Here is a 23,578-nt window from a genome sequence, read left to right as displayed (position 1 = left end):
GGCGCTGCACGCCCTCGAACCCGTGCCCCACACCACCATCAGCCCCCGGCGAGAAATCGGACCTCCGAAACATCAGCCGGTGGATCCGGGCTGAGCGCGCGTCCCGTACTCGGCGAAATGCTCGTCGTCGAGACCGAGCTACTCGGCGACGAACCGCACCACGGAGGCCGGTACCGCCGTGGGGTCCTCGGTCAGGAAAGTGCCGAGCATCCGCACCGTGCCCCACTGCACCGCCCACCCCAACCTCGTAGCCGAACGGCGCTTCGCCCGCGCCAGCCCCAGGGCCCTGGTGTCCAGGCGGAAGAACTGTTCCAGCTCCCCGGGCGACAGCTCCGTGGCGAACCGCCCATAGCGGCCCTCTTGCTCAGCAGACAGGTACTCAACAGGCATGACCAGGAAAGTAGAGCCCGCTGACCAGGCAAAACGGGCACGTCACCGAACCGGAATCAAGATCGCTCCGCTACCGCTAACTTTCGTTCGGATACTCCTACCGACGCTAATTGCATCGGATGCGAATAGGCGACACCTGTCCTGGATGCCGGGGCGAGGCTGAGAATGAGCCTTCCCATCAGCACAGTTGAGCCCTGCATCGTACGGAGCCACGGTAGCCGCCGAGGCTGGGCTCGTGCGTGGACCTCACTCCATCGGGCGATTGAACTGCGAAGACGCCCCCGGGTCGTATCTGATGCGAAATTCTCGCGTCAGATGCGATAGACGGAGAGTGATCGTGGATGGGTAGGGACGGACTCGCGCCGGGGTCTGCTGGGTTGCACCTGGTGGGCGGTCTGCCGCTGCTGCGGCCGGACGAGCAGATCTTCGAGGCAATGCTGAAGGGCTGGCGCAACCAGCAGCTCGCCCGGAACCTGTCGCCGGGGTACGTTGATGACCAGGAGCGCACGGTCCGCTCATTCACCCGGCATGCGGATGCGATGCCGTGGCAGTGGACGCCGCAGCACATCGACGAGTGGTCGGCCGATCTGCGGGCCGTGCATGGCTGTGTCCGCTCCACTCTGCGCAACTACCAGGGCTCCGTACGCCAGTTCTGCGACTTTGTGACCAACCCTGCCTACGGCTGGAGCGACGAGTGCCTGCGGCACTTTGGTACCCACCCGGTGCAGGTGGTCTACGACTGGAACGCGGCCGTGCACGCGGACGAGGCCGAGGGCGAGCCGGAACGCCGGGCCTTCACCCGTCCCGAGCTGGAGGCGTTCTTCGACCACGCGGACGAGGAGGTCCTGCGCGTTCGCGGCCGGGGTCGCAAGGGCTGGCTGCCGGCCTTCCGGGATGCCGCCTTGTTCAAGGTCGCGTACGCCTACGGCCTGCGCCGCAACGAGACCCGGATGCTCGACCTCACCGACTTCGGCCGCAACCCGCAGGGGCGGGAGTTCGGCGAGTACGGCACTTTGCTGGTCCGCCACGGCAAGGCCAAGAAGGGCTCGCCGCCCAAAAGACGCAGCGTGCTGACCGTCTGGACCTGGACGCCCGGCACCGTCGAGGAGTGGATCAGCGAGGTGCGGCCCGGGATGCGGCATGCGACCGGCCCTGCCCTCTGGCCGTCCGAGCGCGGCCCGCGGGTCGGGCTGCAGCGCTTGGATTCCCGCTTCGCCGCCTACCGCGACGCCCTCGGCCTGGATGCCGCGCTGGAGTTCCACTCACTGCGCAGGTCCTACATCACCCACCTGATCGAGGACGGCCACGACCCGCTGTTTGTCCAGCAGCAGGTCGGCCACGACCACGCCTCCACCACCGCGATCTACACCTGCGTCTCCTCCGACTTCCGCACCCGCTCCCTTCGTCGCGTCCTGGACGCCACCATTGAGGCTGCCCTGCGGCCGGGAAGGATCTCATGATGCCCCGCCAGATCAGCTATCGGTGGCGCCTGCGCGAGCTGATGGCCGCCCGCAGCATGTTCACCGTCGCCGAGCTCATGCCGCACCTGGCCGAGCGGGGCATCACGCTGTCCGCCTCCCAGGTCCACCGCCTGGTCTCCGGCACCCCGGAACGGCTCTCCCTGCCGGTGCTGGCCACCCTCTGCGACATCCTCGACTGCACACCCGCCGACCTGATCCCCACCTCGGCCCAGAACCTTCCGGCCCGCCGCGCGGCCGGCGAGGAGGCGCCGATCAACCTCGCCGCCCGCCGACCCACACGGGTCCGGCTGACACCCGAGGCGTGAGCGATGACACCGGAGGAGTACGAGCGGTGGCACGTCCGCAACTGCGCACGCTGCGGCCGGCGGGCGGCGAAGTCGGCGGAGTGGCCGGACGGCCCGATCTGCCGGACCTGCTACGACCGCGCGATGCGCGTCCGCGGCTGCTGCCCCGGCTGCGGAGCCGACCGGCTGCTGCCCGGACTGGACACTGCGGGCACGCCGATCTGCCGTGATTGCGCCGGCATCACCCGGGACTTTTTCTGCGACCGCTGCGGCTTCGAAGGGCTTTTGCTCGGTGGGCGCTTCTGCGAGCGCTGCACCCTCGCCGACACCCTCGCCCGCTTCCTTGACGACGGCACCGGTCGTGTCGCCCCTCCACTGCACCCACTGATGGCCGCCCTGCTGGAGACGGATCGGCCCAAAAGTCGCCTGATCTGGCTCCGCAACCCCAACGTCGTCCGACTGCTACGCGGCCTGGCCGTCGGCACCATCCCGCTCACCCACGAAGGGCTGCACCAGGAAGCACCCTGGCGGACCGTTCACCACCTGCGCGACCTGCTCATGGACAGCGATGTCCTCCCACGCGTCGACCGTCAAATCCTGCTCTATCAGCGCTGGCTTACCGACCGGCTCGCCACCATCGAGGACCCCGAGCACCACCGGCTTCTCCAGCACTTCGCCACCTGGCACCAGATGCGCCGCCTGCGGGCCGCGGCGGAGAAGGGGCCGCTGGGACGCTCCCAGACCCACCAGGCCAAGCAGGAGGCCACCCAGGCCAGCGCCTTCCTCACCTGGCTCGCCGACCGAGGCCGCACCGTCGAACACTGCCAGCAGGCCGACCTCGACGCCTGGCACACCGAGAAACCGGCCACCCGGCGCCCGGCTCAGACGTTCCTGCGCTGGTGCATGAGGACCGGCCGGATGCCCCGCCTCACCCTTCCACCCCAGGTCATCGCCCAGGACCAGGCGCCGCTGCACCAGCACCGCCGACTCGCCATGCTCCGGCGGACCCTCAACGACGACTCCCTGCCGCTGCGAAGCCGGGTCGTTGCCGCGTTCGTTCTCCTCTATGCCCAGCCCGTCAGCCGCATCGTTCGCCTCACCATCGACGACGTCACCGACGACGGCACCACCATCACCGTCAGCCTGGGACATCCACCGTCTCCGCTCCCGGAGCCCGTGGCCGACCTGATGCGGGCCTACGTTCGCTCCCGCCAGGACCTGCCCTACGCCAGCTCCAGAAGCTCCCGATGGCTCTTCCCCGGCCGCCAACCGGGGCAGCCGATGAACTCGGCCAGCCTCCAGGCCCACCTACGGGAGATCGGTGTCCCGCCACAGCGCGGCAGGACCTCCGTGATCCGCCAGCTCGTCCTCCAGGCCCCGGCCCCCGTCATCGCAAAGGCACTCGGCTACCACGACAAGACAGCCACCCGCCTGGTCACCGAAGCCGGCGGAACCTGGAGCCGATACGCCCCCGGCGACCACAGCCGGTGATCGCTACAGATCTCCGGTCTCGCCCGTTTCCACGAAACGGACGACGCAGCGGCGGACGTGATCAAGGAACTGCGGCAGATTGTCGGCGACCTTGTCGAACTCCGCACCGTCCAGGGACGCGGTCCGAGACCGGTGGATCGCGCTACCCCGGTTTGCGACATAGAGGATGCCCCCACCATTCGAAGCGATCACCATCCCATGAGGGTCGTCCGCTTCCGAGAGGGAGACCGGCCCTTCCTCCTCGACCCGGTGCAGGACGTCGCACGCCGAGTGGACGAAGAAGCCGTTGCCCACGTCTGGCAGCACGACCTCCCCGATCGACTCGTAGAACGTCAGCAGATCCCCGAACCCCTGAAGCTCCCGGCCACCGTCATGGACAGCCCGAAGAGCCTCTTCGCTGGCGATCCGGACTTCATTCGTGCCCGGCTCGTAGCCGTTCGTCTCCTCGAACGTCAGGACCATGGAGCTCACCGCATCCGTGATCTCATCACGCCACCGTGACAGCCATGCAGCCGAGTACGAAAGCTGATCCATGGCCGGATCATGCCACCGTCGCCTTCAACGCGGACCGTGGGACCCCGCATGAGTGGTCGACGCAGAGTGATGGAGCCCTGCATCCCAGCCTGAATACGCGACACCCCAACATGCGAGCCCACCAGTCCCGAGGGCCGAGACGCCCGGTGCTGCCCGCCGAAGGTCCGCCGGGCGGAATACTCTGTCGGTATGAGCGAACGAGGAATGCAGGAGCTGGGCCTGCTGCTGCTGACGGCGCTGGCGAACGCCCCTCGGCACGGGTATGCCATCGCCCAGGAGGTCAAGACCATCACCGACGGCCGAGTGGCGCCGCGTACCGGGGCGCTGTACGGGGCGCTGGACCGGCTGCTGTCGGAGGGTTTGATCCAGGTGGAGCGTGAGGACGTGGTGAGCGGCCGGGCTCGTCGTGTCTTCGCTCTCGCTCCCGCCGGGCGGGAGCGGCTGGAGGCCGAGGCGGAGCGGCTGGCCGCGACCGCCCGGGAAGTCAGGCGGCGTCTGGCCGACGGTGCGGCGACGCCGGCGTGAGCGATCCCCTCGTCCGTCTGTATCCGGCTGACTACCGGGCTGCTCACGGGCGGGAAATCATCGACGTGCACCGGGAGATGACGGCGGACCTGCCGTGGCCGGCCCGGCTGCGTGCGGACGCCGACCTGGCCGCCCATGCCCTGCGGGTTCGGCTGGGGCTCGACTCGGCGTCGCCTGCGGGACGTTTCTTCGCCCTGGCTGCCCCGTTCGCACTGGCGGCTGGTGCGGTGGCCGGCGGGCTGCGCCTGACACGCTGGTACGCCGGGCTTGTTCTCTCGCCGGCCCCGGCATGGGTGCAGCTCTCCTCCATGGACGGGGCGTGGAGCCTGTACCTGCTGCTCTCACTGCTGGTGTGCGTCGGCGCGGTCATCGCCTTGACCGGCCGGTGGGGGCTGGGTGTGGGGGTGACCGCGTGCGGGCTGCTGGGGACGGCCGTGCAGTGGGCCGCCGGCGCACGCGTGTACGAGGACGGGGCCACCGCTCCGGTCGTGGCGTTGCTGACCGTCTCCGTCGTCCTCGCCTGTCCTCCGGATCGACGCGGTGACAGGCGACTGTCGGCGGCGGCCGGAGCCATGGCTGCCATGGGGTGGTTTCCCGTCGTCGTCGTGAACGCAGGGGCCTACACAGGGGCCTTCGGTGTGACCACGGACTACGGTGCCTGGCCGATGCTGGTCCTCGCCTTCACGGGGGCCTTCCTCGCCCTCCGCGCACGTTCCTCGGGTCTGCGTGAGATGGGCGCGATGGCCGTGGCCTCTCCGCCGCTGGTCGCCCACTCCTATGCGACCGCCTGGGGCGATCTCCGGCCCGTCCTCGGCGCCGTTCTCCTGCTGTCGGTCGTGGCCGCGCTCACCGCGTTCTTCCAGGTGGTGCGCCGCCGGCGCTGACCCCGCCGCTGCCTTCCGGCCGCCCGCCGAAGGACGGCCGGCTGTGCCGTGGCAACCGTGTGTCCTGCCTGACGGCTTCCACGCCGACAGCACACCGCGCCCCGCGCCCCGTGCACCTTGCACCTTGCGATAGTCCGTTGAGATGAATACTCTCTCCGGTGTTCTATCGGGGAGTGCTGCCTGGGCCCGCTGTGCGATCCCGGGTGCCCGGCGAAAGGGCGCCCGCAGCGCGACGTACACCCCCGCCCCGGTCCTTTCCGAGCAGAGAAGATCATCGAGTTGCCGTTCACCTTGTCCCACCCCGCAGCAGTGCTGCCCCTGATGCGTCGCCCCTTCGTTCCGGCGTCTCTGGTCGCGGGTGCCATGGCGCCCGACGTCCCGTACTTCCTGGCCGCTCTCGGAGTGTCCGCGACCAGTTCCCAGGACTGGTACGGGCCGCTCCTCAACGCCACGGAGACCCACTCGTTCAGTGGGGGCCTGGTGGTCAGCCTGCCCTTCGCCCTCGGCCTGGTCGCCGCCTACCGGATGCTGCGCGCGCCGATCACAGCACTGCTCCCGTCCGGCCTCCGTCTCCCGGAACCCGAACGGACGACCGGGCTGCCGGCCAAGGTCCGCTCCACCATGTGGCTGCTGCTCTCCGCCCTGATCGGTATCGCCTCCCACCTCGCGTGGGACTCCTTCACCCACGGCGACGGGTTCCTGGTCACCCATGTGCAGCCGCTGCGCGCCCCGGTCCTGGGAGGTCTGACGGCCGCCCGGCTGCTGCAGTACACGAGCACCGCCTTCGGCCTGGCGGCCGTCGGCCGGCATCTCTGGCGGCGCCGGGACCGTCCGCGCACCCACGGCGGCACCGACACCGTTGCCCGCCTGGGTACCGTCATGCGGTGGAGCGTGGTGGCTCTGCTGGTCGCGGTACCCGTGCTGGGCGGCTCCGTCAACACCCGTGACGACTTCGACGCCTACCGCTATGTGACCGAGGTGGATTACAGCCGACCGACCACCGTCGACCTCGGCGGCGGCGTGAGTGAGACCACCTATCCCTCCAAGAGGGTCCAAGCTCCGTGGGGGACCCTCGCCGAAGGCGTGCTGACCGGGGCCGCCAAGAGAGCGGGCGCTTCGTTCGCGATCGCACTGCTGCTGTACTCCGCCACCTGGCAGATCGGCGCTGTCTCGCGCCGGCGGGCCACGGCGTCCAGCCCCGCCCCCTCGCCGCAACCGACTCAGGGCGGGAATTGAGTCCTCCCCTCCCTGAAGGGACTCGCCGGCTCCTGGCGTGCGGTCGACGTCCTTGCGTACCCGATGCGGACCGGGCGCTCGGTGCGGGGCGAGGGCACGACGGCGAGTGCCGGGCCCTGCTTCCACGCGCGGCCGGGGTGGCGGCCGGCGGGGACGAGGACGAGCCTGCCCGCCGCGGCCGCGCCGGGCAGAAGTTGGCTGCCGTCCTGCACGGACGCGTGTGCAGGTGCAGGTGCAGGTGCAGGTACGGTCAACGCGGTACACGGCGGGCACGGCGCCAGGCGCTTTGCCAGTGGCGCCAGTGGTCCGCACCGTTGACACCGACGGCTCCCGCCACGGCGACGACGGACGCCAGCCCGAAGATCCAGGAGAGGGTGAACCCGACGAGGATCACCATCCCGGCAAAGCTCATCCCGCTGTACGCGGCGACCAACCGCTCGGCCAGTTCGGTGTACCGACTGGACACCTCGATCAGCAGATCGCTCCCGAAGTGCAGTACGAACCAGCCGCCGACCAGGGTCAGTCCGAGATGGATGAGTGTCCAGAGCGGCCATGGTTCGTACAGTTCTTCCCACCGATGGTGCACGCTTTCCTGCCAGGCCCACACCTCGCCCTGCGAGTCGGCGACGACCACTTCCGAGCTGTGCCGCTCACTCCAGTCCGGCGAGATCTCGAACGCCGGTTCCGAGGCTCCGTCGAGATACACGTTCAGCTTGTACGCGAACGGTCCCTCTTGCCTGCCCACCTTCGTGATGGCGGCGGTCCGCACAGGCAGGCACTGCTCGACACCACGCTCGTCGATACACGCCGACACGACCCGTTGCTGGTGCTCGCGGTGGTACGCCGGCCCGATGCGCCAGGCTCCCAGACCCACGAGCACCAACCCGAACACGATGCCGGCGACACACCATGAACTGCCGTTGTCCCCCCAGCGCATTCCGCAAGTAGAACAGCGAAAGGCGGAAGCGTACAGGTGGCAGCAGATCCGCCGTTCCTGACTCTTCGTCGCGCTCGTCGCACTGCGGACCTGGAGCCCGTCGAGCGGCTCTTGCTCGACCAGGGCGACGACTGACCCGCCCCTACTCGACTCCATAACAGCAAAAAGCGAAACCTCCTGGAGCAAGGTCGGTCACGGTACATACCCATGTGAACCGGAGCCGGGAGGCCCGCATTGTCCGTACCGGACCGATACGTACGACTCGGTTCGACACGAGCCGAAACGAAGGGCAGCTGGAGTACGGGATCTCCCAGGCACTCTTGCTACTTGCTGTTATGCCCTACCCTGGCTGATGGCGCACGAAGAACCGCCGAAGGAGAAGACATTGCCGAAGCCGCCCCTCCTTCCCCTAGCGGCTGTCACCACCGTCACCGCCTTCCTGGAAACACTGCGCGCCGAGTCCACCCGACGCCAGCGCCGCGCCTTCCTCACCGAGTACACCGCCTGGGTCGCCGGCCGGAACGGCACAGCCGTGACCGACGTGACCACCGAGGACCTTCTCGACGAGGACAACGCACTCGCCTGGCTCGCCGACGCCCAGCGCGGCCTCACCCGCCGCCGGCCCGGCCTGGAAGGCCCCACCACCCGGGCCTCGGTCAACTCCATGGCCGCCCGCACCAGCGCGCTCAACACCTTCTCCCGCCACTGCGGCCGCCCCCTCGAACTGCAGCCCCCACCCGCACAGTTCGCCAACCGCCTCACCCCCACCGAAGCCCACCGCACCCTGCGCCTGCTCTCCGGCCACCACCCCGCCGGCATGCTCGAAGCCACCTGGCGACGCTCCGTCGCCCTCATCGCCCTCGCCATCTGCACCGGACACGGAATGAGCGCCCTGCACCCGATGCGCCTGCCCGACCTCGACCTCGACCGCCCCCTGCCCCGCGCACGCGTCGGCACCGAGTGGTACCCCCTCGACACCGTCTCCCGACACGCCCTCGCCCACTGGAAGGACACCCACAGAGCACTGACCGCCGGCCACCTCAGAACCCTCAAAGGCGGCAACGTCGAACACCTGTGGGTCACCACCGCCCCCGGCCGCCCCCGCGACGGCCGCCCCGCACCCCCCGCCGGACTCCCGGCAGCCGTCCGCACCCTGGAATCAGCACACCGCAAACTCACCTCGACCGCCCTCGGCACCCCCCTCCTGCTCGAACAGTTCTGCGCCACCGAGGACCCAACCCCTCAGAACGACTGAACAACAGCTCCGCAGACATCGAGTAGTTCATGGCTTCGGGCAGTGCGGGCCCCTGCCGAGAGTCAGGCAGGGGCCCGCACTGCAGAGCACCGAGCAGGGCCGGGACCTGTCCCTGGACGGGCAGCATCCCGGCCCACACGGCTCACCGTCCGCTGGTGGCTCGACGGCCCGGCGTCACTTCAGGTGCCGGGCGAGGAAGCGGCCCGCTTCGTCGCCCGCGGACTGCGGGACGCCGGTGTGCCCGCCCATGTTGGCGTGCAGGGTCTTCTCCTTGGAGCCGAAGGCGTCGAACAGGTCCAGGGCCGCCTGCCGGTCGTTCCCTTCGTCGTCCCACTGCAGCAGGACGTGCAGCGGAATGGTGACCCGGCGGGCCTCCTCGAACATGGTCCGGGGGACGAAACTCCCGGCGAACAGAACAGCGGCCGAGATGCGCGGCTCGACCACCGCCAGCCGGGTCCCGATGGAGATCACTCCCCCCGAGTACCCGACCGGGCCGCCGATCTCGGGCAGCGACAGGAGGGCGTCCAGGGCCGCCTGCCATTCCGGGACCGACGTGTCGACGAGCGGGAGGATGAGGGCGTCGATGATCTCGTCGCCGACCGGCTCGCCGGCCTCCATGACCCGGCGCAGGTCGGCGCGGGCCTGCTCGGCGGCGGGCAGGCGGGGCCGGTCGCCGCTTCCGGGGAGCTCGATGGCAGCCGTGGCGAAGCCGTCCGCCGCAGCGTGCCGGGCCCGGGCCACCAGCCGGGGGTACGTCTTGCGCAGCCCGAGATACCGACTGGTTACTTGTCACCTGGTTCGCCGCTCGTTAACGGCGCTCCAGCACGGGCCGTACGCTCAGGCGCTGTCACCACGCCGGTTCTGGAACCCGTGAGCAGGTCGTGCAGAGGTCGCCCTGCACGTCGACAGGCAGCCCGCACATGCCGTCCTGGCCCTCGCACTCATACCTGCGCCGGATCACAGCGTGTGCTCCCGCAGTGTGCCGCCGCGGCGTCGGCGTCGTCTCGCTCTCCGGTGTCCGGCGCGGACCGGGCAGCGGCGACTCCAGGGCATCCCGCAGACGCTTCGCGATGATCGCGCTCACGCTCTTGCGCAGCGGCTCAGGGAGCGGACGTGTCAGCAGCTCCCACAGAACCTCGTCCTTCCAACCGAGGGAGAACAGCTCGTCGACGACCAGACCCTGATCCCGCAGCGGCTTGCCGGTGATCATCAGCCGTGGGTGCTTGCTGCCGAGCTCCTGCAGGAACCGCACCCCTTCGGTTCGCGGAATCTGACGCCGGAGGGACTTCTTCCCGTCCCTCCCTCCCTCCGTCGAGGCGCTCTTCGTGGAACCTACGGAGGGACGGACGGTTCCATGAGGGTTCTCTGAGGGATCACTGACGGTTAGTGGCTCAATCTGACCCGACCCCGGGTTCAACTTGAGCCCATGGTCGGGCTCATCTTGAGCCGAAGGTCGGGCTCATCTTGAGCCATCAGCAGGTCAGAGGTGGTTTCGTGGTTATCCACAGGGTCGGGCTCATCTTGAGCCATCACCTGGTGGGCGCCCTGCGTGGTCCTCTTCGGCGCCTTCCCCTTCTTGGTCGGCAGGGGCACGTCGTCGGCGAACGTGAGCTTTTCAACCACGTTGTCGTCGTAGTCGACGGGCTTGCGCCTCATCGCGGCCAGGAGTTCGAGGTTGACCCGCGTCAGGTTGGAGATCGGCTCACCCGTCCGCGGGTCCACCCGGCGCATCGAGGCGATCAGCTTCTTCTCGATCAGTCTCTTCTTGGTGCGTTTGACCGTGGCCAGGGACGTGCCGCAGTCGTCCGCGAGACGCTGCTGCCCCGGCCAGCAGTACCCGTGATCGTCCGTTCGGTTGCAGTAGGCGAGCAGCAGCAGCTTCTCGGGTCCGTCGAGACCTTCGGCCTCGACCACCATCGCGATGTGCTTGATGGTCACGCCCGGCCCCCGATCAGGCGGTGTGCCAGCGGCGCGTTCAGGCCGGTGTGGGTGGCGGTTCGTGCAATCAGTAGAAGCTCCACCGGTCGCTGGAGCGCCCTCCGCACGGTCGCGTCGGCAACGTTCGCCATCTCGGCGAGTCGGCGGACTGACGGTCCGGTGACACCGTCCGGCCCGGCAAGGTCCCCGAACTGGGTCAAGATCAGATGTTCGAGGGGGTGGAGGGCGGCGCGTGCGTTGACCCGGCCGCGGGTGTGGGTAGTGTTCAAGGGACCTCTCTCCGTCATGCAGAGAGCAGGAACCGCGCATCGCGGACATCACAGGTGGCACGGAACGAGTGGTCCGCGCCGAGCAGCCTGTATGCTCGATGCCAAGCAGTTCCTACCCCCTTTGGGTTGTTGGGTAGAAAAAGGGGCGTCGACCGGGCCAGGTCGGCGCCCCATCTGCGTTTCTGCCGCCACTTTCGGTGTTGGCGATCACACCTTATACCCACGTCACCCCAGTGGTAGGATGGATGGCATGACCACACCGAAGATGTCCGCAAGGAGCAAAGTCAGCATCACGTTGCCCCCGGAACTCGAGCAGCGCGCCAAGGAGGCCGGCGGCTCCAACTTCTCGGCCTACGTCGAGCAGGCCCTCGAGGAGAAGTTGCTGAACGACGGGATGCTGGAGTACGCGCGGCTGCGCGCCCGGGATGCTGTCGACGACGTGCTCGAAGCCGCCGAAGCAGACATCGAGGCCGCTGCGTGAACCGGATCCAGCGGGGAGCGGTGTGGCGGATCCCCACCGTGGGTCGTGAGCGGACCGTCGTGGTCATCGAGAACAACGCCGTGATCCGGCTGCACCCGGGCGGCATCCTCTGTGCCGTGATCCAGGAGGCCGAGGACGCTCGGGACACCCTGGTCACCGTTCCCATCGAACAGCCGGTGCGCGGTGTCGTCATGGCTCCTGACATCGCGGCGTTCCGGCCTGTGCGCTTCGAGCAGGGCAAGCTCGAGGGAAACCTCTCGCCCGCGGACATGGAGCGAGTCGACCGTGCGGTTCGTGCGGTCCTTGACCTGTAGGGCCTCGTCGTCCTTACGCCCCCGCCGCGCCCCGGTCGGGGGCGTTGTCCTGTCGGGACCGAGGCAGGCCGGACCCGTCGACTGCATGCGGCTGATGCCCGGGCTCGGGCGCCTGCTCCTCGACGTCGGCGGCCGTGCCGTCGAGTTCCACAAGCAGAGGGGTGCGTCGTCGTGTGCCTGCCGGAGCGGTTCCGCGTCATCCTTGCTTACGGAGGACGTACAGATCCCCGGAGTCCGGGTCGCCCAGATACGCGTAGAGCTTGGGGCGCTCTGCCGTGCCCAGCACGTACCACCAGGCGTCAACGTCGTCGCATCCCGGTACCTGCAGCGTGATCTCCTGACTCCGAGCACTGTTGCCGTGGTCGAACTCCCAGGTACCGCGCCCGCTGCAGTCCCCCGAGTCGGTACCGGAGATGTCGTGCTCGTCGAGGGCCGAGACCATCGCGATGCCGCGCGGAGCGAGGGTGAGCGTTCCGCCGTGGCCGTCGGACCACGTTCCGGTCAGTGTGGTTGTGGTCAGGCGCGGCGGCGTGTACGGGGTCGCCAGGCCCGTCCCGTACACCGTGGCCCCGGCGGCGATCGTCAGCACGACGGCTGCGGCGCCGCCGCCGACGGCCAGGCCGATCAGATGTCCGCCCCGCAGCCGCCGGGAGTCTCGCAGAGCGATTCGCGTCGGCAGGGCGGCTGTCGTGATCGAGGCAGCCGCGATCAGCCAGGACCAGAGGGATGCCTGAACGCCGGCGCCGGCGGCGGCGGACGCCACTCCGGCAAGCCCCGCCACAACGAGGGCGGTTGTCGGCACCCACCACCAGACGTCGGCCCGTCCGGTTGCCCGGCGGCCCAGCCACTTCGCCAAGGCGATGGTCGGTAGGACGACGAAGGCCGAGAGCAGGTAGCACCCGGCACCGGCGAGGAGGGCCAGGAAGGGGAGAAGGACGAGGGCACCGAAGGCAGCGCCGCCGCCGACTGCGTCAGGCGCCTCCCGCGACAGCGCAAGGAACTGGAGCACCACCAGACCGACTGCCGCTTCGGACAGGAGAACCGTGACCGACACCCATTCGGCGGTATTGGACTGACGGATCTTCACCATGGCGCACCCCCCTTGCCACAATCCTTCACCAGGCGGCGGGGTCGGTGCGCGGCAGGGTGCGTACGAGCCGGCCCATGCGGAGCCCTCCATCGGGGGGTACCTGGGCGGTGACCACCGTGTCGGACCGAATCGGCAACGTCACTTGAACTCGTTGCTCACAGCACGCCGCCTCGCTGGGACAGGTTGCCGCGTGCCCCGGCCGTGCCGCCGGCTCCACACTGTGTGACCCACGAGAAGCACGACGGCCACGGCAGAGAGCGCACGAACCGAAACCCACACCATTTCGACGACCTGGCCTTGTGAGTCGTCCCCCTTCACCGCCAGTACCAGGGAGGCCTCGGTGAAGGCGATCACCGGCACAAGCAGGCGGAACCCGAGACCGCCGATGCCGGGCGTTCTCGCCAGACTCCCCAGGAACCCCATGGGCGCACCGACGGCGAAAGCCGCTACCCCCCAGAGCAGGGCCCTGGAGGCGAGACCGTCGCCCGCGAACGACGGGCGCTGGCCGTCTCAAGCAACCTCCACCCGTCCGGATTCGACGAGATCATGCCCAAGACCCTGGCCACCGCCACCGTCGACCGGCTCCTCCACCACGCTCACGTCGTGGTCACTCAGGGTGACTCGTTCCGGCTCAACCAGGCCACCAGCGGTCAGGGGGTGATCCCCTTGCGCTGACCCACCCACCTACAGCGGGGAGATATCTGGCCGCGGTTGGGGAAGATTCACTGGCCGCCAGTGGGGAGAACTACTGGCCGCCTCCGGGGAGAACTGAATGGCCGTTGACACGCTCACAAACGGCTGATCAGGTGGGCCGTGGACGGCACCTGGGAACGGATCCTGGCTGCGCTCCTGGCAGCAGCCGACGACGCTGACGACATCGGCTGGGCCGTGTCGGTGGACTCCACCGTCTGCCGCGCCCACCAGCACGCCGCCGGCGCCAGAAAAAAGGGGCGCAGGATCGGGCTGAACCTGACGACCATGCGCTCGGTCGCTCCCGCGGCGGCCTGAGCACGAAAGTCCACCTCGCCAGCGACAGCCGTGCACGGCCGCTGTCCCTCCGCGTCACCAGAGGTCAGGCGGGTGACGCGCCGACCTTCGAGGCCGTCATGGCAGGCATCCGTGTTCCGCGTAGTGGTCCCGGGAGACCGAGGACTCGGCCGGAGGCCGTCCTGGCAGACCGCGCGTATTCGTCCCGCGCGATCCGGAAGCATCTCCGCCGCCGCGGGATCCGAGCTGTCATCCCCCAGCCCTCCGACCAGGTCGGTCACCGTCTGCGCCGAGGGCGCACCGGTGGCCGCCCGCCCGGATTCGACGCCGAGGCATACAAGCAGCGCAATACGGTCGAGCGATGCATCAACCGGCTCAAGCAGTGGCGGGGCCTGGCCATGCGAACCGACAAGCTCGCCATCGTCTACCAGGCAGCACTCCACCTCGCCGCCATCCTCATATGGGCCCGGGAACGGGTCGCGTAATTGGAGAGGCACACCCTCAGCCCAGCGTGACAGCATGCGGCAATGGCTTTCCGACATCCCGACGGCGACTACACGATCACCGCGATGTACTCCGTGCCCGATGACGCCTGGTACTTGGAACTGGACCTTGTGGCCGGGCAACGGAATCTCGTGACCGCAATCGTCCCCGACGAGGATCCGGCCCGGGAGCCGACGGTGTGCTTCAACCCGCATGAGCCACACGTGGAAGTTCCCTACGAGGTCATGCGCTGGTTCATGCACCAGGTCGACGAAGAGATCCGCACCTCCCGTGCCTGGATGCGGCTGAGGCCCGATCTCGTTGAGATCATTTACCAACTCCGTCAGGAGCACATGGGCGCCATAGACGATGACACCTTCCCTCATGTCCTGGCGGAGGTGCGTGCCACGGTCCCCGAGGCAGACCTCCCCGCTGTTCTAGAGGCCGCCTTCGGGCGGAATCCTGACGGCACCACCATGGACCATCCGCAAGCGCCCAGGCCGGCAGATAGTCAAGGAGACAGAGCCTAGCTAGTACTCCAGCTGTAGATCGTGATCTTGCTGGTCGGGGCCGGTGCGGAGACGGGTGCGGCCACCGTTGATCATCGTGACTTGTGTGGAGTAACGATGAGACGGTGGCCGCAGGTCACAGCATAGATCCCGTCCGTTGGCGGGAGGCGTTCGAGGTGGCCATGGGGCGGATCGCGGGCCGGTTTACCCGGGTCGAACCACGGCTGCGGGCCGGTCGGTTGGTGCTGGGCCTGCTGTCGGACCTGCCGCGCAAGAACTGCTGGACGATCGCGGAGTGGGCCGGGGAGGCCAGCCCGCACGGCATGCAGCATCTGCTGTGCCGGGCCGTCTGGGACGCTGACGCCGTCCGCGATGACGTGCGCGAATACGTCGTCGAGCACCTCTATGACGATGCCGCGGTGCTGGTGGTCGACGAGACCGGCGACGTGAAGAAGGGCACCCACACGGTCGGGGTCCAGCGCCAGTACACCGGAACGGCCGGGCGGATCGAGAACTCCCAGGTCGCCGTCTACCTCGTCTACGTGGGCAGGAGCCGGGCGAGCCAGTCGGTGCGGGTTCGGCGGGCTGTGGCCGAGATGTGTGCCTGCGGGTACAGGGCGTCGAATCCGTGGAAGCCGCCTGCCCAGACGTGGAGTTCGGCCTGGCCGCCGGCCGCCCAGATGCGGGTGGCGTAGTCGGTGTCCTCGTCGCGGAAGACTTCGGCGGAGCCGGTGTCGATGTAGGTGGTCGGCAGGCCCGCGAGGTCGTCGGCCAGGGCCGGTGAGACGTATGCGGGTACCTCGTCGTCGGTGAGGTCGCCGAGGAGGCAGCGCCATCCGAATCCGTTCATCTCGCGGGTCCAGACGCCGGGCCCGTTCGAGTACTGGAGGCTGGAGGTGGTGGTGTTGCGGTGGTCGAGCATGGGGCCGATCAGGACTTGGGCGGCGATCGTCGGGGTGCCGAGGTCGCGGGCCAGCAGGGTGACGCCGGCGGCGAGGCCGCCGCCCGCGCTGGCGCCTGCGACGATGATCCGGGCGGGGTCGATGCCCAGTTCGGCGGCGTGGTCGGCGATCCAGAGCAGTCCCTGGTAGCAGTCGTCGACCGGGATGGTGCCGGTGGACTCGGGCGCGAGCCGGTAGTCGACGGAGACCACGACGGCGCCGAACTCGTCGAGCCACTCCAGCGGGATGTCGATCTGTGAGAAGCGGTCGCCCATGACCATCCCGCCGCCGTGCATCCAGTAGACGCAGGGTGCGGCAGCGGTGCGATCGCTGTTCGCGGGGCTGAAGACGGACAAGGGGATCGGGGTGCCGTCCGGACTCGCAACGGTGACCTCGCGCCGGTCGATAGCGCGACCTTCGAGGAGGGGTTCGACGGGCATCGAGGAGAAGGGGCGTACCTGCGCCAGCACTTCCGGGCTGAGCTGGGACATCAGCGGCATGTCGGCCAGGAGTTCATGCAGTTCGGGGTCGAGGGAGGGGCGTGCTGTGGTCATGGTCGTTGCCTCTCGTGGGTGGTGGCGGGACGGTCGGGCGAGGACGGGGCCACCTCGGTGGGCACCGAAGCGGCAGAGGCTGGGGTGTGGGGTGTTCGGCGGGTCAGAGGGCGGATTTGCCGCGGACCGGAACGTAGTCGGTGTACTCGGAGTCCTTGGCGAGCAGCGGGTCGATCTGCGCCACGATGGCCTGGGCGGTCTTGCCGGCGAAGACGCGGTGGTGGTCCTCCTCGCTGGTCCAGCCTTCGGCGACGTGGACGACGTCGGGGTCGGACGCGGAGCGGGAGACGAGGTAGACGAGGCAGTATTCGCTCGCGCCGGGGCTGCCCTCGTTCAGTCCGGTCAGCAGCAGGTCGACGAGCTGGTCGCCCATACCGGGCCTGGCGGTCAGGGTGGCGCTGAAGCCGTAGTTGGCAATCATGGATTCCTTCTCTTCCTCTTCAGTGATGGAGTGCGGTGATTCCATTCAAGCGGGTTGACCTGCGGAAACGTTAGACCGATACTCGTTCCTACTTGCACGATCCTCGCGACTATGGGAACCGCGGCGCGGAATGGTGCTGCAATGGACGTATGTACCTCGAAGAACTCCGCACCCTGCTGGCCCGCCATGCGCGGCCCGACTGGACCACCGCCGTCGACGGCGTCCTCATCTCGAAGGTCGACCGCCCTGATCCGCCGGCGCCTTCGATGTCCGGCACGCTCCTGGCGGTCATCGCGCAGGGCGCCAAACGCCTCGCCCTGGGTGAGAGGGTGTTCGAGTACGGGCCCGGGCAGTACCTGGTCGCATCCGTCGATCTGCCTGTCACAGGGCAGTTCACCCAGGCCGACCCCAAGCAGCCTGCGCTGGGGTTCGGTCTCGTCCTGGAACCGTCCGCCGTTGCCGAGCTGCTGCTTGAGGCCGGGCCCGGAGACGCCCCCCGGAGCAGCGGGGGCGCGCCGTCGGGGATCGCCGTCAGTGACGCTCCGGCCGCGCTGCTGGACGCGGTGGTCCGGCTGCTGCGCCTGCTCGACGAGCCCCGCGACCGGGCTGTACTGGCCCCGCTGGTCAAGCGCGAGATCCTGTGGCGTCTGATCACCGGCGAGCAGGGTGCGACGGTTCGCCAGCTCGGCCTGGCCGACAGCAGCCTCAGCCACATCTCGCGGGCCGTGCGCTGGATCCGCGAGCACTACGCGCAGCCCTTCCGGGTCGAGGACGTGGCGCGGCAGTCCGGCATGGGCGTCTCCGCCTTCTACCGCAACTTCCAAGCGGTGACCGCGATGAGCCCCATCCAGTTCCAGAAGCAGATCCGGCTCCAGGAGGCCCGGCTGCTGCTCGCCACCCACCCCGGAGACGTCACCGGAGTCGGCCACCGCGTCGGCTACGACAACCCGTCGCAGTTCAGCCGGGAGTACCGCCGCCAGTTCGGCGCGCCCCCCAGCCGGGACGCCGCCCGCCTGCGTCAGGCCGTGCGTGCGCCGGCAGGTCTCCTGCCCTGAGCTGGGTGGGCTTTACTGGAGGATCGTGCAAGGAGCAGCGAGGATAGTTCTACTATCTCCGCAGGTCAGAACGATTCAATGGGATCACCGGTTCTCCCGTGGAGCAGGAAAATGCCTGCCCGCCCGTATGGATCCCACCCACATCGCAAAGGGGCACAACATGAAGACAGTTCTGATCACTGGTACCTCATCCGGGTACGGGCGGGAGACCGCTCTCTACTTCCACTCGCAGGGGTGGAACGTCATCGCCACGATGCGGACGCCGCGTCCAGGCGTCCTTCCTGAGTCGGACCGGCTCCGCGTCATCGAGCTCGACGTGACCAGGCCCGAGAGCATCACCGCCGCGTTCGAGGCCGAGGGCCCCATCGATGTCCTGGTCAACAACGCGGGCGTGCCCTCGATCAGCGTGTTCGAGGGCACCCCCATGGCCCGAGTGCGGGAGGTCTTCGAGACCAACACGTTCGGTGTGATGGCGATGACGCAGGCGGTGCTGCCCCAGTTCCGCGAGCGTGGCTCCGGCGTGGTGGTCAACGTGACCTCGAGCGTGGTGCTGGGGCACATGCCGCTCTCGGCCGTCTACAAGGCGAGCAAGATGGCCATCGAGGGGTTCACCGCATCCCTCGCGCTCGAGCTCGCGCCGTTCGGTGTGCGGGCGAAGACGGTCGAGCCGGGCGCCTGCCTGACGACGAACTTCGCGGCCAACGCGATGAAGGGCGCCTCGCTGGACGAGCTGGTCCCGGTGCCCTACGCACCATGGGCGAAGAAGGCCATGGGCGACTTCACGGGCCAGGACCTGTTCACCAAGGAGAGCGACGTCGCCGAGACAGTGTGGCGAGCCGTGCACGACACGACCGGCCAGCTACGATTCCCCGCCGGCCCCGACGCGGTCTCGCTCTCCCAGGCGAAGTGATCAGCCGGCAGGCAAGGTCACGCCGCACTGATACCAGGAGCCAGCCCCGCGCCCACGCACCGGGTCGGCTCGCCATCGGGCGCTCACCCCGATGAACGGGAAACGGACCAACGACGAGAAGCCGGACCGGTTCGCCCTGGGCCACGGTCACCGCCGGGACGCCGTCTACGACCGGCCGCCTGCCGACAGAAGGCGTACCGGGCACGCCGGGCCGCCGAGCGGATCCGCGAAGCCTCCCCCTGCACGAGGACGCCGCCGAGGCCCGCGCAGCTGGCCGACGGCGAACATCCATCGGTAGTCGAACATCGCGTATCCGCGCAGGCCGAGGTAGGTCAGGTAGGGCCGGGCCTTGTGCGAGGCGGGGAACGATGGGCGGTGGAAGGACTCGCCGGGCAGTCGCCCCACCCGCTCGGCCAGCGGCTCGGCGAACCAATTCGCAAGGTCCGGCCATCGTTCGCGGAAGGCCCGGTAATAGCGCAGTTTGGCGTTGAGGTAGTGGTGGTTGAAGCTGTCCTGGCCGCGGACGAACCTCACGTACTCATGGTCGGGGCAGTGGCGTGGGCGCTGCCGGCGGAACCGGGTCCGGGCTGGCGGCCATGGCTGCTGTGGAGGTCGGGCCGCCCCTCATGAGGTGGCCTTGCGCGGCTTGCCCAGGGCGTCCAGGGCCTGGCGGTAGTCGGCGACGACGGCAGGGTCGGAGACCCGGGTGTAAAGACGAGTCGACTCTGGCGAGGCGTGACCGAGTCGCTTCTGCAGCGTCAGCTCCCGCATCCCTCCCTCCCACATGCGGGTCGCGTGAGTGTGGCGCAAGGCGTGCGGGGTCACCCAGGGTTCACGGATGCTGGCCCGGATGCTGGCCCGGGCGCTGGCCCGGGCGCTGGCCCGGGAGAACATCCGCACCAGCCCGTCGTAGCCGAGCGGCTCCAGCCGACGGGTGCCGCGGCCGCCGATCAGGAACACCAGCCGGCTGTCGGCGTCCTGCGGCCGCTCGTTCATCACGTAGGCGCTGACCGTGGCCAGGGTGTCCGCCTCGTGCAGGTCCACGACCCGCTCCTGGCGGGACTTCGACCGGGCGCCCTTGGGATGGTCGTCACGATGCCGGACCACCACGCGCCGCCGTCCGTAGGCCAGATCATCAAGGTGCAGGCCGAGGACCTCGCCGGGCCGCAGTCCGCCGTGGAGCATCAGCAGCACGATCGCCCGGTCGCGCAGCCCCCGGAGCTGCGCGAGCAGCAACTGGATCTGCTCGTCGTCCAGCGGACGGGGAACCCGCTGAACGGTCTTGACGCGCACGGCCCGGCGGACGGGACGCTGCCGGCTGGCCCGCCCTATGAACGGACGATGCCTGTCGGAGACACGCTGCAACGCGGGGTCCGGCGCTTCTCGATCGGGTTGGCCCGCTCCAGCAGCCCGGCCAGGATCGCGTACTCGTAGAACGAGGACACCGCGGCCAGGATCCGGTTCACCGTGCTCGCCGCGAGCTTGGTCGCCGGGCCGTCGGCGTCCATCGTCACCACCGACAGCGTCATCCGGCGGCGCGGACGACGGGAGGGCACCGACCGCAGGTACTCCAGCAGCGCGATCGCGTCCGGCGGACCGAACCCCTCCCAGCTCAGGCCGCGGCTCTCGAAGAACCGCCACAGGTGCCGGAGGTCGTAGGCGTACGAGACGAGCGTGTTCGGCGAACAGTCCCGGGCCTTGAGGAACCGCAAGAACCCCGCAACGACCTCGATTGGTACCCCGTCCTCGTCGAGCAGCTCGACGACCGTCGAGCCGTCTTCCAGACACTGCTGCTGAACTCGCGCGGACACCCCCGTAGCCATCGCACCCGACGGCCTCGACGGCCGCCCCCAACTCCCAACGGAGGCTGAGGTGTCCAGGTAACTAAATAGGAGGCGGTGTCGGTGACGATCGTCTCCGGGCGCTTGCCGCCGTCGCGGTCGTAGAGGACGTCCAGCACGTACAACGAGTCGCGCGGGGTGCCGGCCACCACCTTCCCGCCGAGCCCCGCCGCCTGGTCGTTGATCATGTTCAGCCAGGTGGCGCCGCCCCGGCGCCCGAAGTACTTCGGGTTCGGCCGCGCGTACACGCTCAGCACCGGAACGACGAACCGCATGCCGTCCACCGAGGCGACCAGGCCGCCGCCCCACGCCTGCGCGGAGCGGGATGGCCGCCTGGTAGTCGATCAGCGTGGCGTTCGCGGCCCGGTACGTCGCCAGCCGGAGGTAGGTCTGGTCGACGTGGGACAGGCGCCCGTACTTCAGCGCGTCCGCGGAGCCGATGACCGGGGTGTAGCCGACGTTGCACGCGTGCGCCACCAGCAGCGCGGCGATCGTCACGTTCAGGTCCTTCAGCCTCGCCTCGCCGCCGGTAACGGACGTGAACGCCTGGTCGGCGCCGGTCCACGAGAACACCTCCAGCAGTACCTCGGGCAGGTCGACCCGGGGCAGCATCGCCTCCACCGCTTCCCGCAGGTCACGCAGGGACGCCGGTTCGGGCTCCGGCTCCAAGGCGGCGAAGTGCAGCCGTCCGTCGTCGTCGAACACGATCTGGGAGTTCGCCGGCACCCGCCCGGCGACCTCACGGTAGGTGCCATCCAGCAGTGCGGCCCGCGCCGCAAGGTGCTCGCCCGCCTCTGCAGGCAGGTTGAGCGAGGCCAGCACAGTGGGCCTGGCCTGCTCACGCCGCTCCGTCCAGCAGCTTCGCTCGCGGGTCGCCCCACTTGGAGGAGTTCTTCGCGAACACTTCCCGTCGGCGCAGCATCCGGTGCAGCTGCTCCAGCCCGCAGAACGCATACGCCTTCCAGTCCACCGTGCCCGGCTCCAGGTGCAGCGCCGACAGCACGAGGCGCCGCCAGGACCCGGTGAGCAGGCCGGTGTCGATCTCGGCAGGGCCGACCCTCTTCCTGCCCATCAGGTCCGGCAGGGTCTTCAGCGCCCTCAGGACCGGCAGCCCCTCCGGAGTCGCCCCGAAGTCGACCACCGTGACCAGGAGCCCCAGGAACGGCCGTACGGTGCCGAACCGGGTCAGGAGCCGGCTCCGCCATGCCTCGTCCGCGTCGGAGTCGAGCGGCGGAGTCAGCTCGAACAGCGCGACGAGCGCGGCGGCCAGCTCCTCACGCGGCACGACCTGCTCGATCTCCGCCCACATGGCCTCCAGGGTCTCCACCTTCGGCGGGGTGATCTCCCCGCTGTCGGTGTCGACCTGCTCGCTCGTGGTGTCGAACACGACCTGGAACGCGGCGGCCAGCTTCGCGCCGGCCCGCTCCACCCTCGGCAGCATCTTCAGCATGATCTAGCGCGGAACCCTGGGCGTTCACGCCCGGGAGGAAGCGCTTCTTAGTTCTTAGTGCCTGTGTCACATCCTCTTTCCGCAGGTCACGGTGTCCGGGAGCTGGGTGGTGATCGGGTTAGCCGTTCGGGTGAGCGTCGATGGACGCCGAACCGAACGGCAGCTGATGGGATCGTCAGGCGGCTGCGGCGAGGTGGGTTGGGACCGCGTCGGTCCGGCGGTTTCGTCGGGTGAGGCGGCGGGTCATGAGGGTGATGAAGGCCCACTGGATGTGGGCTTCGGCGTGGGACATGAGGCGTTCGTAGTCCCGCGCGTTGCGGCGGGCTCGCATCGTCCACGAATTCGACCGTTCGACCACCCAGCGCTTGGGCAGCAAGACGAAGCCCTTGGCGTCTTTGGGCCGGGAGACGACCTTGATGGTGATGCCGAGGGTGCTCTGTGCCCAGGTGCTGAACTCGTCTCCGCCGTAGCCGTTGTCTGCCCAGACCAGGACGATTTCGGGGTGCTCGGCGTGGAGGCGGGTCAGCAGGACGCGTGCCGCGTCCCGGTCCTGGACGTCGGCGGGCGTGACGAGCAGGTCGACGAGCAGGCCGTCCTGATCAACCAGGAGGTGGCGTTTCCGCCCATTTATATGCTTGTTGGCGTCGTAGCCGCGCGTCGCTTTCGACACGGTCTCCGCGCCCTTGACGGACTGCGAGTCAACGATCACCCGGACCGGCCAGGGACATCGTCGACGGTTCAGCCGCAACCGCCGGCGGAGCTGGTCGAGGATGTGCTGGAGGACGCCGGCCTTCGCCCAGCGGGCGAAATACCCGAACACCGTGCGCCATGGAATGCCGAAGTCGGCGGGCAGCGCCCGCCACTTCGCCCCGTTGTCGGTGATGTAGCGGATGGCATCGACGATGCGGCGGCGGGGCCACTTCTCCGGGGCCCCGCCTTTCGGGGTCTGGCAGGCAGGAGTGGGCAGGAGCCGTTCCAGGAGCGCCCATTCGAGGTCGCTGGTGTCGGAGGGGTAGCGGTAGCGGAGCAGCGGCATGACGGGGTGCCGGGCCGCGACCTGAAGAAGGAGCCAACTGCGGGCGGTCGCGGCCCGTCGCCTTTCCAGGGGGTTCACTCCAGGTTGGCGAGGAGATGCAGGGTGGACTCGATCGCGCCCATCTGCGCCATGACCGTGCGGATGTAGGGGTCGTCGGGCTTCTTCTTCTGGTGCGGCAGGAGGATCCGGCCCCGGTGTCCTAGCTCAGACACCAGCCGCAAGGTACCGGCGGGTAGCTTTCGCGTCGTCAGACAGCCCGTTTCCCCAGTCCCGGACCCCTCG

The 23,578-nt window shown here is 69.0% G+C and carries 23 protein-coding genes and 7 pseudogenes; 15 read left to right on the top strand and 15 right to left on the bottom strand.

What is annotated here, in order from left to right; translation table 11 throughout:
• Nucleotides 1-138: 138 nt before the first annotated feature.
• Entirely contained in the window at nt 139-390 is a 252-nt protein-coding gene (locus tag ACIF9R_RS36735; protein ID WP_399987217.1) for a DUF4158 domain-containing protein, read from the bottom strand.
• 341 nt (nt 391-731) lie between these two features.
• Between ACIF9R_RS36735 and ACIF9R_RS36730 the strand changes: the two genes are divergently transcribed.
• From ACIF9R_RS36730 to ACIF9R_RS36720, 3 genes are read left to right on the top strand one after another with little or no spacing between them, the layout of a single operon-like run.
• Entirely contained in the window at nt 732-1,850 is a 1,119-nt protein-coding gene (locus ACIF9R_RS36730; RefSeq protein ID WP_399987215.1) for a tyrosine-type recombinase/integrase, read from the top strand.
• Complete coding sequence (locus tag ACIF9R_RS36725; protein WP_399987213.1) at nt 1,847-2,176, top strand: helix-turn-helix domain-containing protein; 330 nt, start codon at nt 1,847-1,849, stop codon at nt 2,174-2,176. The genes ACIF9R_RS36730 and ACIF9R_RS36725 overlap by 4 nt, the downstream gene beginning before the upstream one ends.
• 3 nt (nt 2,177-2,179) lie before the next feature.
• Nucleotides 2,180-3,646 (top strand): hypothetical protein, encoded by a 1,467-nt coding sequence (locus ACIF9R_RS36720; RefSeq protein WP_399987211.1) that lies wholly within the window; start codon nt 2,180-2,182, stop codon nt 3,644-3,646.
• Nucleotides 3,647-3,649: 3 nt separating this feature from the next.
• Here the strand turns inward: ACIF9R_RS36720 and ACIF9R_RS36715 are convergent, their stop codons facing one another.
• Nucleotides 3,650-4,180 carry a hypothetical protein gene (locus tag ACIF9R_RS36715; RefSeq protein ID WP_399987209.1) on the bottom strand — a complete coding sequence of 177 codons (531 nt, stop codon included), beginning with the start codon at nt 4,178-4,180 and terminating at the stop codon, nt 3,650-3,652.
• A 189-nt stretch (nt 4,181-4,369) separates the two neighbouring features.
• On the opposite strand from ACIF9R_RS36715, the gene ACIF9R_RS36710 reads away from it, so the two are divergent.
• From ACIF9R_RS36710 to ACIF9R_RS36700, 3 genes are all read left to right on the top strand, one after another.
• On the top strand, nt 4,370-4,705 hold the full coding sequence (locus tag ACIF9R_RS36710; RefSeq protein WP_399987208.1) for a PadR family transcriptional regulator: 336 nt from the start codon (nt 4,370-4,372) through the stop codon (nt 4,703-4,705).
• Nucleotides 4,702-5,589 (top strand): hypothetical protein, encoded by an 888-nt coding sequence (locus ACIF9R_RS36705; RefSeq protein ID WP_399987206.1) that lies wholly within the window; start codon nt 4,702-4,704, stop codon nt 5,587-5,589. The genes ACIF9R_RS36710 and ACIF9R_RS36705 overlap by 4 nt, the downstream gene beginning before the upstream one ends.
• A 279-nt stretch (nt 5,590-5,868) precedes the next feature.
• Entirely contained in the window at nt 5,869-6,825 is a 957-nt protein-coding gene (locus ACIF9R_RS36700) for a DUF4184 family protein (RefSeq protein ID WP_399987204.1), read from the top strand.
• Nucleotides 6,826-7,075: 250 nt separating this feature from the next.
• On the opposite strand, the gene ACIF9R_RS36695 is transcribed toward ACIF9R_RS36700, so the two are convergent.
• A complete protein-coding gene (locus ACIF9R_RS36695) occupies nt 7,076-7,762 on the bottom strand; it encodes a hypothetical protein (RefSeq protein WP_399987202.1) in 687 nt (228 codons plus the stop codon).
• Nucleotides 7,763-8,147: 385 nt separating this feature from the next.
• Here ACIF9R_RS36695 and ACIF9R_RS36690 point away from each other — a divergent pair, with 385 nt between their 5' ends.
• Nucleotides 8,148-9,017: a hypothetical protein gene (locus ACIF9R_RS36690; protein WP_399987200.1), complete on the top strand. Its 870-nt coding sequence runs from the start codon at nt 8,148-8,150 to the stop codon at nt 9,015-9,017.
• A gap of 174 nt (nt 9,018-9,191) precedes the next feature.
• Here the strand turns inward: ACIF9R_RS36690 and ACIF9R_RS36685 are convergent.
• The 3 genes and pseudogenes from ACIF9R_RS36685 to ACIF9R_RS36675 form a co-directional block, all read right to left on the bottom strand.
• Nucleotides 9,192-9,788: pseudogene (locus ACIF9R_RS36685) on the bottom strand (alpha/beta hydrolase); the annotation flags it as partial.
• Between the two features lie 76 nt (nt 9,789-9,864).
• Nucleotides 9,865-10,269: a hypothetical protein gene (locus tag ACIF9R_RS36680; RefSeq protein WP_399987198.1), complete on the bottom strand. Its 405-nt coding sequence runs from the start codon at nt 10,267-10,269 to the stop codon at nt 9,865-9,867.
• A gap of 161 nt (nt 10,270-10,430) precedes the next feature.
• Nucleotides 10,431-10,955: a helix-turn-helix domain-containing protein gene (locus ACIF9R_RS36675; protein WP_399987196.1), complete on the bottom strand. Its 525-nt coding sequence runs from the start codon at nt 10,953-10,955 to the stop codon at nt 10,431-10,433.
• Between the two features lie 519 nt (nt 10,956-11,474).
• On the opposite strand from ACIF9R_RS36675, the gene ACIF9R_RS36670 reads away from it, so the two are divergent.
• Nucleotides 11,475-11,705: a hypothetical protein gene (locus tag ACIF9R_RS36670; RefSeq protein WP_399987194.1), complete on the top strand. Its 231-nt coding sequence runs from the start codon at nt 11,475-11,477 to the stop codon at nt 11,703-11,705.
• Nucleotides 11,702-12,019, top strand: coding sequence for a type II toxin-antitoxin system PemK/MazF family toxin (locus ACIF9R_RS36665; RefSeq protein ID WP_399987192.1), 318 nt, complete (start codon nt 11,702-11,704; stop codon nt 12,017-12,019). The genes ACIF9R_RS36670 and ACIF9R_RS36665 overlap by 4 nt, the downstream gene beginning before the upstream one ends.
• 196 nt (nt 12,020-12,215) lie before the next feature.
• On the opposite strand, the gene ACIF9R_RS36660 is transcribed toward ACIF9R_RS36665, so the two are convergent.
• Nucleotides 12,216-13,109 carry a hypothetical protein gene (locus ACIF9R_RS36660; RefSeq protein ID WP_399987190.1) on the bottom strand — a complete coding sequence of 298 codons (894 nt, stop codon included), beginning with the start codon at nt 13,107-13,109 and terminating at the stop codon, nt 12,216-12,218.
• Between the two features lie 483 nt (nt 13,110-13,592).
• Here ACIF9R_RS36660 and ACIF9R_RS36655 point away from each other — a divergent pair.
• The 4 genes and pseudogenes from ACIF9R_RS36655 to ACIF9R_RS36640 form a co-directional block, all read left to right on the top strand.
• A pseudogene (locus tag ACIF9R_RS36655) lies at nt 13,593-13,784 on the top strand (ATP-binding protein); the annotation flags it as partial.
• A gap of 111 nt (nt 13,785-13,895) precedes the next feature.
• Nucleotides 13,896-14,581: pseudogene (locus tag ACIF9R_RS36650) on the top strand (IS5 family transposase); the annotation flags it as partial.
• Between the two features lie 42 nt (nt 14,582-14,623).
• The gene (locus ACIF9R_RS36645; RefSeq protein ID WP_399987188.1) at nt 14,624-15,109 is read left to right on the top strand and encodes a hypothetical protein; all 486 of its coding nucleotides are present in this window, start codon (nt 14,624-14,626) and stop codon (nt 15,107-15,109) included.
• A 161-nt stretch (nt 15,110-15,270) separates the two neighbouring features.
• A pseudogene (locus ACIF9R_RS36640) lies at nt 15,271-15,639 on the top strand (transposase); the annotation flags it as partial.
• Here ACIF9R_RS36640 and ACIF9R_RS36635 read toward each other — a convergent pair.
• Entirely contained in the window at nt 15,627-16,583 is a 957-nt protein-coding gene (locus tag ACIF9R_RS36635) for an alpha/beta hydrolase (protein WP_399987186.1), read from the bottom strand. The pseudogene ACIF9R_RS36640 and the gene ACIF9R_RS36635 overlap by 13 nt on opposite strands.
• A 103-nt stretch (nt 16,584-16,686) precedes the next feature.
• A complete protein-coding gene (locus ACIF9R_RS36630) occupies nt 16,687-17,004 on the bottom strand; it encodes a putative quinol monooxygenase (RefSeq protein ID WP_225080608.1) in 318 nt (105 codons plus the stop codon).
• A 149-nt stretch (nt 17,005-17,153) separates the two neighbouring features.
• Between ACIF9R_RS36630 and ACIF9R_RS36625 the strand changes: the two genes are divergently transcribed.
• Both ACIF9R_RS36625 and ACIF9R_RS36620 read left to right on the top strand, forming a co-directional pair.
• Nucleotides 17,154-18,059: an AraC family transcriptional regulator N-terminal domain-containing protein gene (locus ACIF9R_RS36625; RefSeq protein ID WP_399987184.1), complete on the top strand. Its 906-nt coding sequence runs from the start codon at nt 17,154-17,156 to the stop codon at nt 18,057-18,059.
• A 160-nt stretch (nt 18,060-18,219) separates the two neighbouring features.
• Entirely contained in the window at nt 18,220-18,969 is a 750-nt protein-coding gene (locus ACIF9R_RS36620; RefSeq protein WP_399987182.1) for an SDR family oxidoreductase, read from the top strand.
• A 165-nt stretch (nt 18,970-19,134) separates the two neighbouring features.
• Here ACIF9R_RS36620 and ACIF9R_RS36615 read toward each other — a convergent pair whose 3' ends face one another.
• The 6 genes and pseudogenes from ACIF9R_RS36615 to ACIF9R_RS36590 form a co-directional block, all read right to left on the bottom strand.
• On the bottom strand, nt 19,135-19,503 hold the full coding sequence (locus ACIF9R_RS36615) for a hypothetical protein (RefSeq protein WP_399987180.1): 369 nt from the start codon (nt 19,501-19,503) through the stop codon (nt 19,135-19,137).
• A gap of 90 nt (nt 19,504-19,593) precedes the next feature.
• Complete coding sequence (locus ACIF9R_RS36610) at nt 19,594-20,262, bottom strand: tyrosine-type recombinase/integrase (RefSeq protein ID WP_399987178.1); 669 nt, start codon at nt 20,260-20,262, stop codon at nt 19,594-19,596.
• Between the two features lie 35 nt (nt 20,263-20,297).
• Nucleotides 20,298-20,630, bottom strand: a pseudogene (locus tag ACIF9R_RS36605) (transposase); the annotation flags it as partial.
• A 227-nt stretch (nt 20,631-20,857) separates the two neighbouring features.
• Nucleotides 20,858-22,257 (bottom strand): annotated as a pseudogene (locus ACIF9R_RS36600) (Tn3 family transposase); the annotation flags it as partial.
• A gap of 229 nt (nt 22,258-22,486) precedes the next feature.
• Nucleotides 22,487-23,296: pseudogene (locus ACIF9R_RS36595) on the bottom strand (IS5 family transposase); the annotation flags it as partial.
• A 74-nt stretch (nt 23,297-23,370) separates the two neighbouring features.
• The gene (locus ACIF9R_RS36590; protein ID WP_399987176.1) at nt 23,371-23,508 is read right to left on the bottom strand and encodes a hypothetical protein; all 138 of its coding nucleotides are present in this window, start codon (nt 23,506-23,508) and stop codon (nt 23,371-23,373) included.
• Nucleotides 23,509-23,578: the final 70 nt, after the last annotated feature.

Origin of the sequence: Streptomyces sp. NPDC086080, from assembly GCF_044540255.1 — a bacterium.
Classification (GTDB): Bacteria; Actinomycetota; Actinomycetes; order Streptomycetales; family Streptomycetaceae; genus Streptomyces.
The sequence above is the reverse complement of the archived record's forward strand: the minus strand, read 5'-3'. Positions and strand labels throughout refer to the sequence as shown.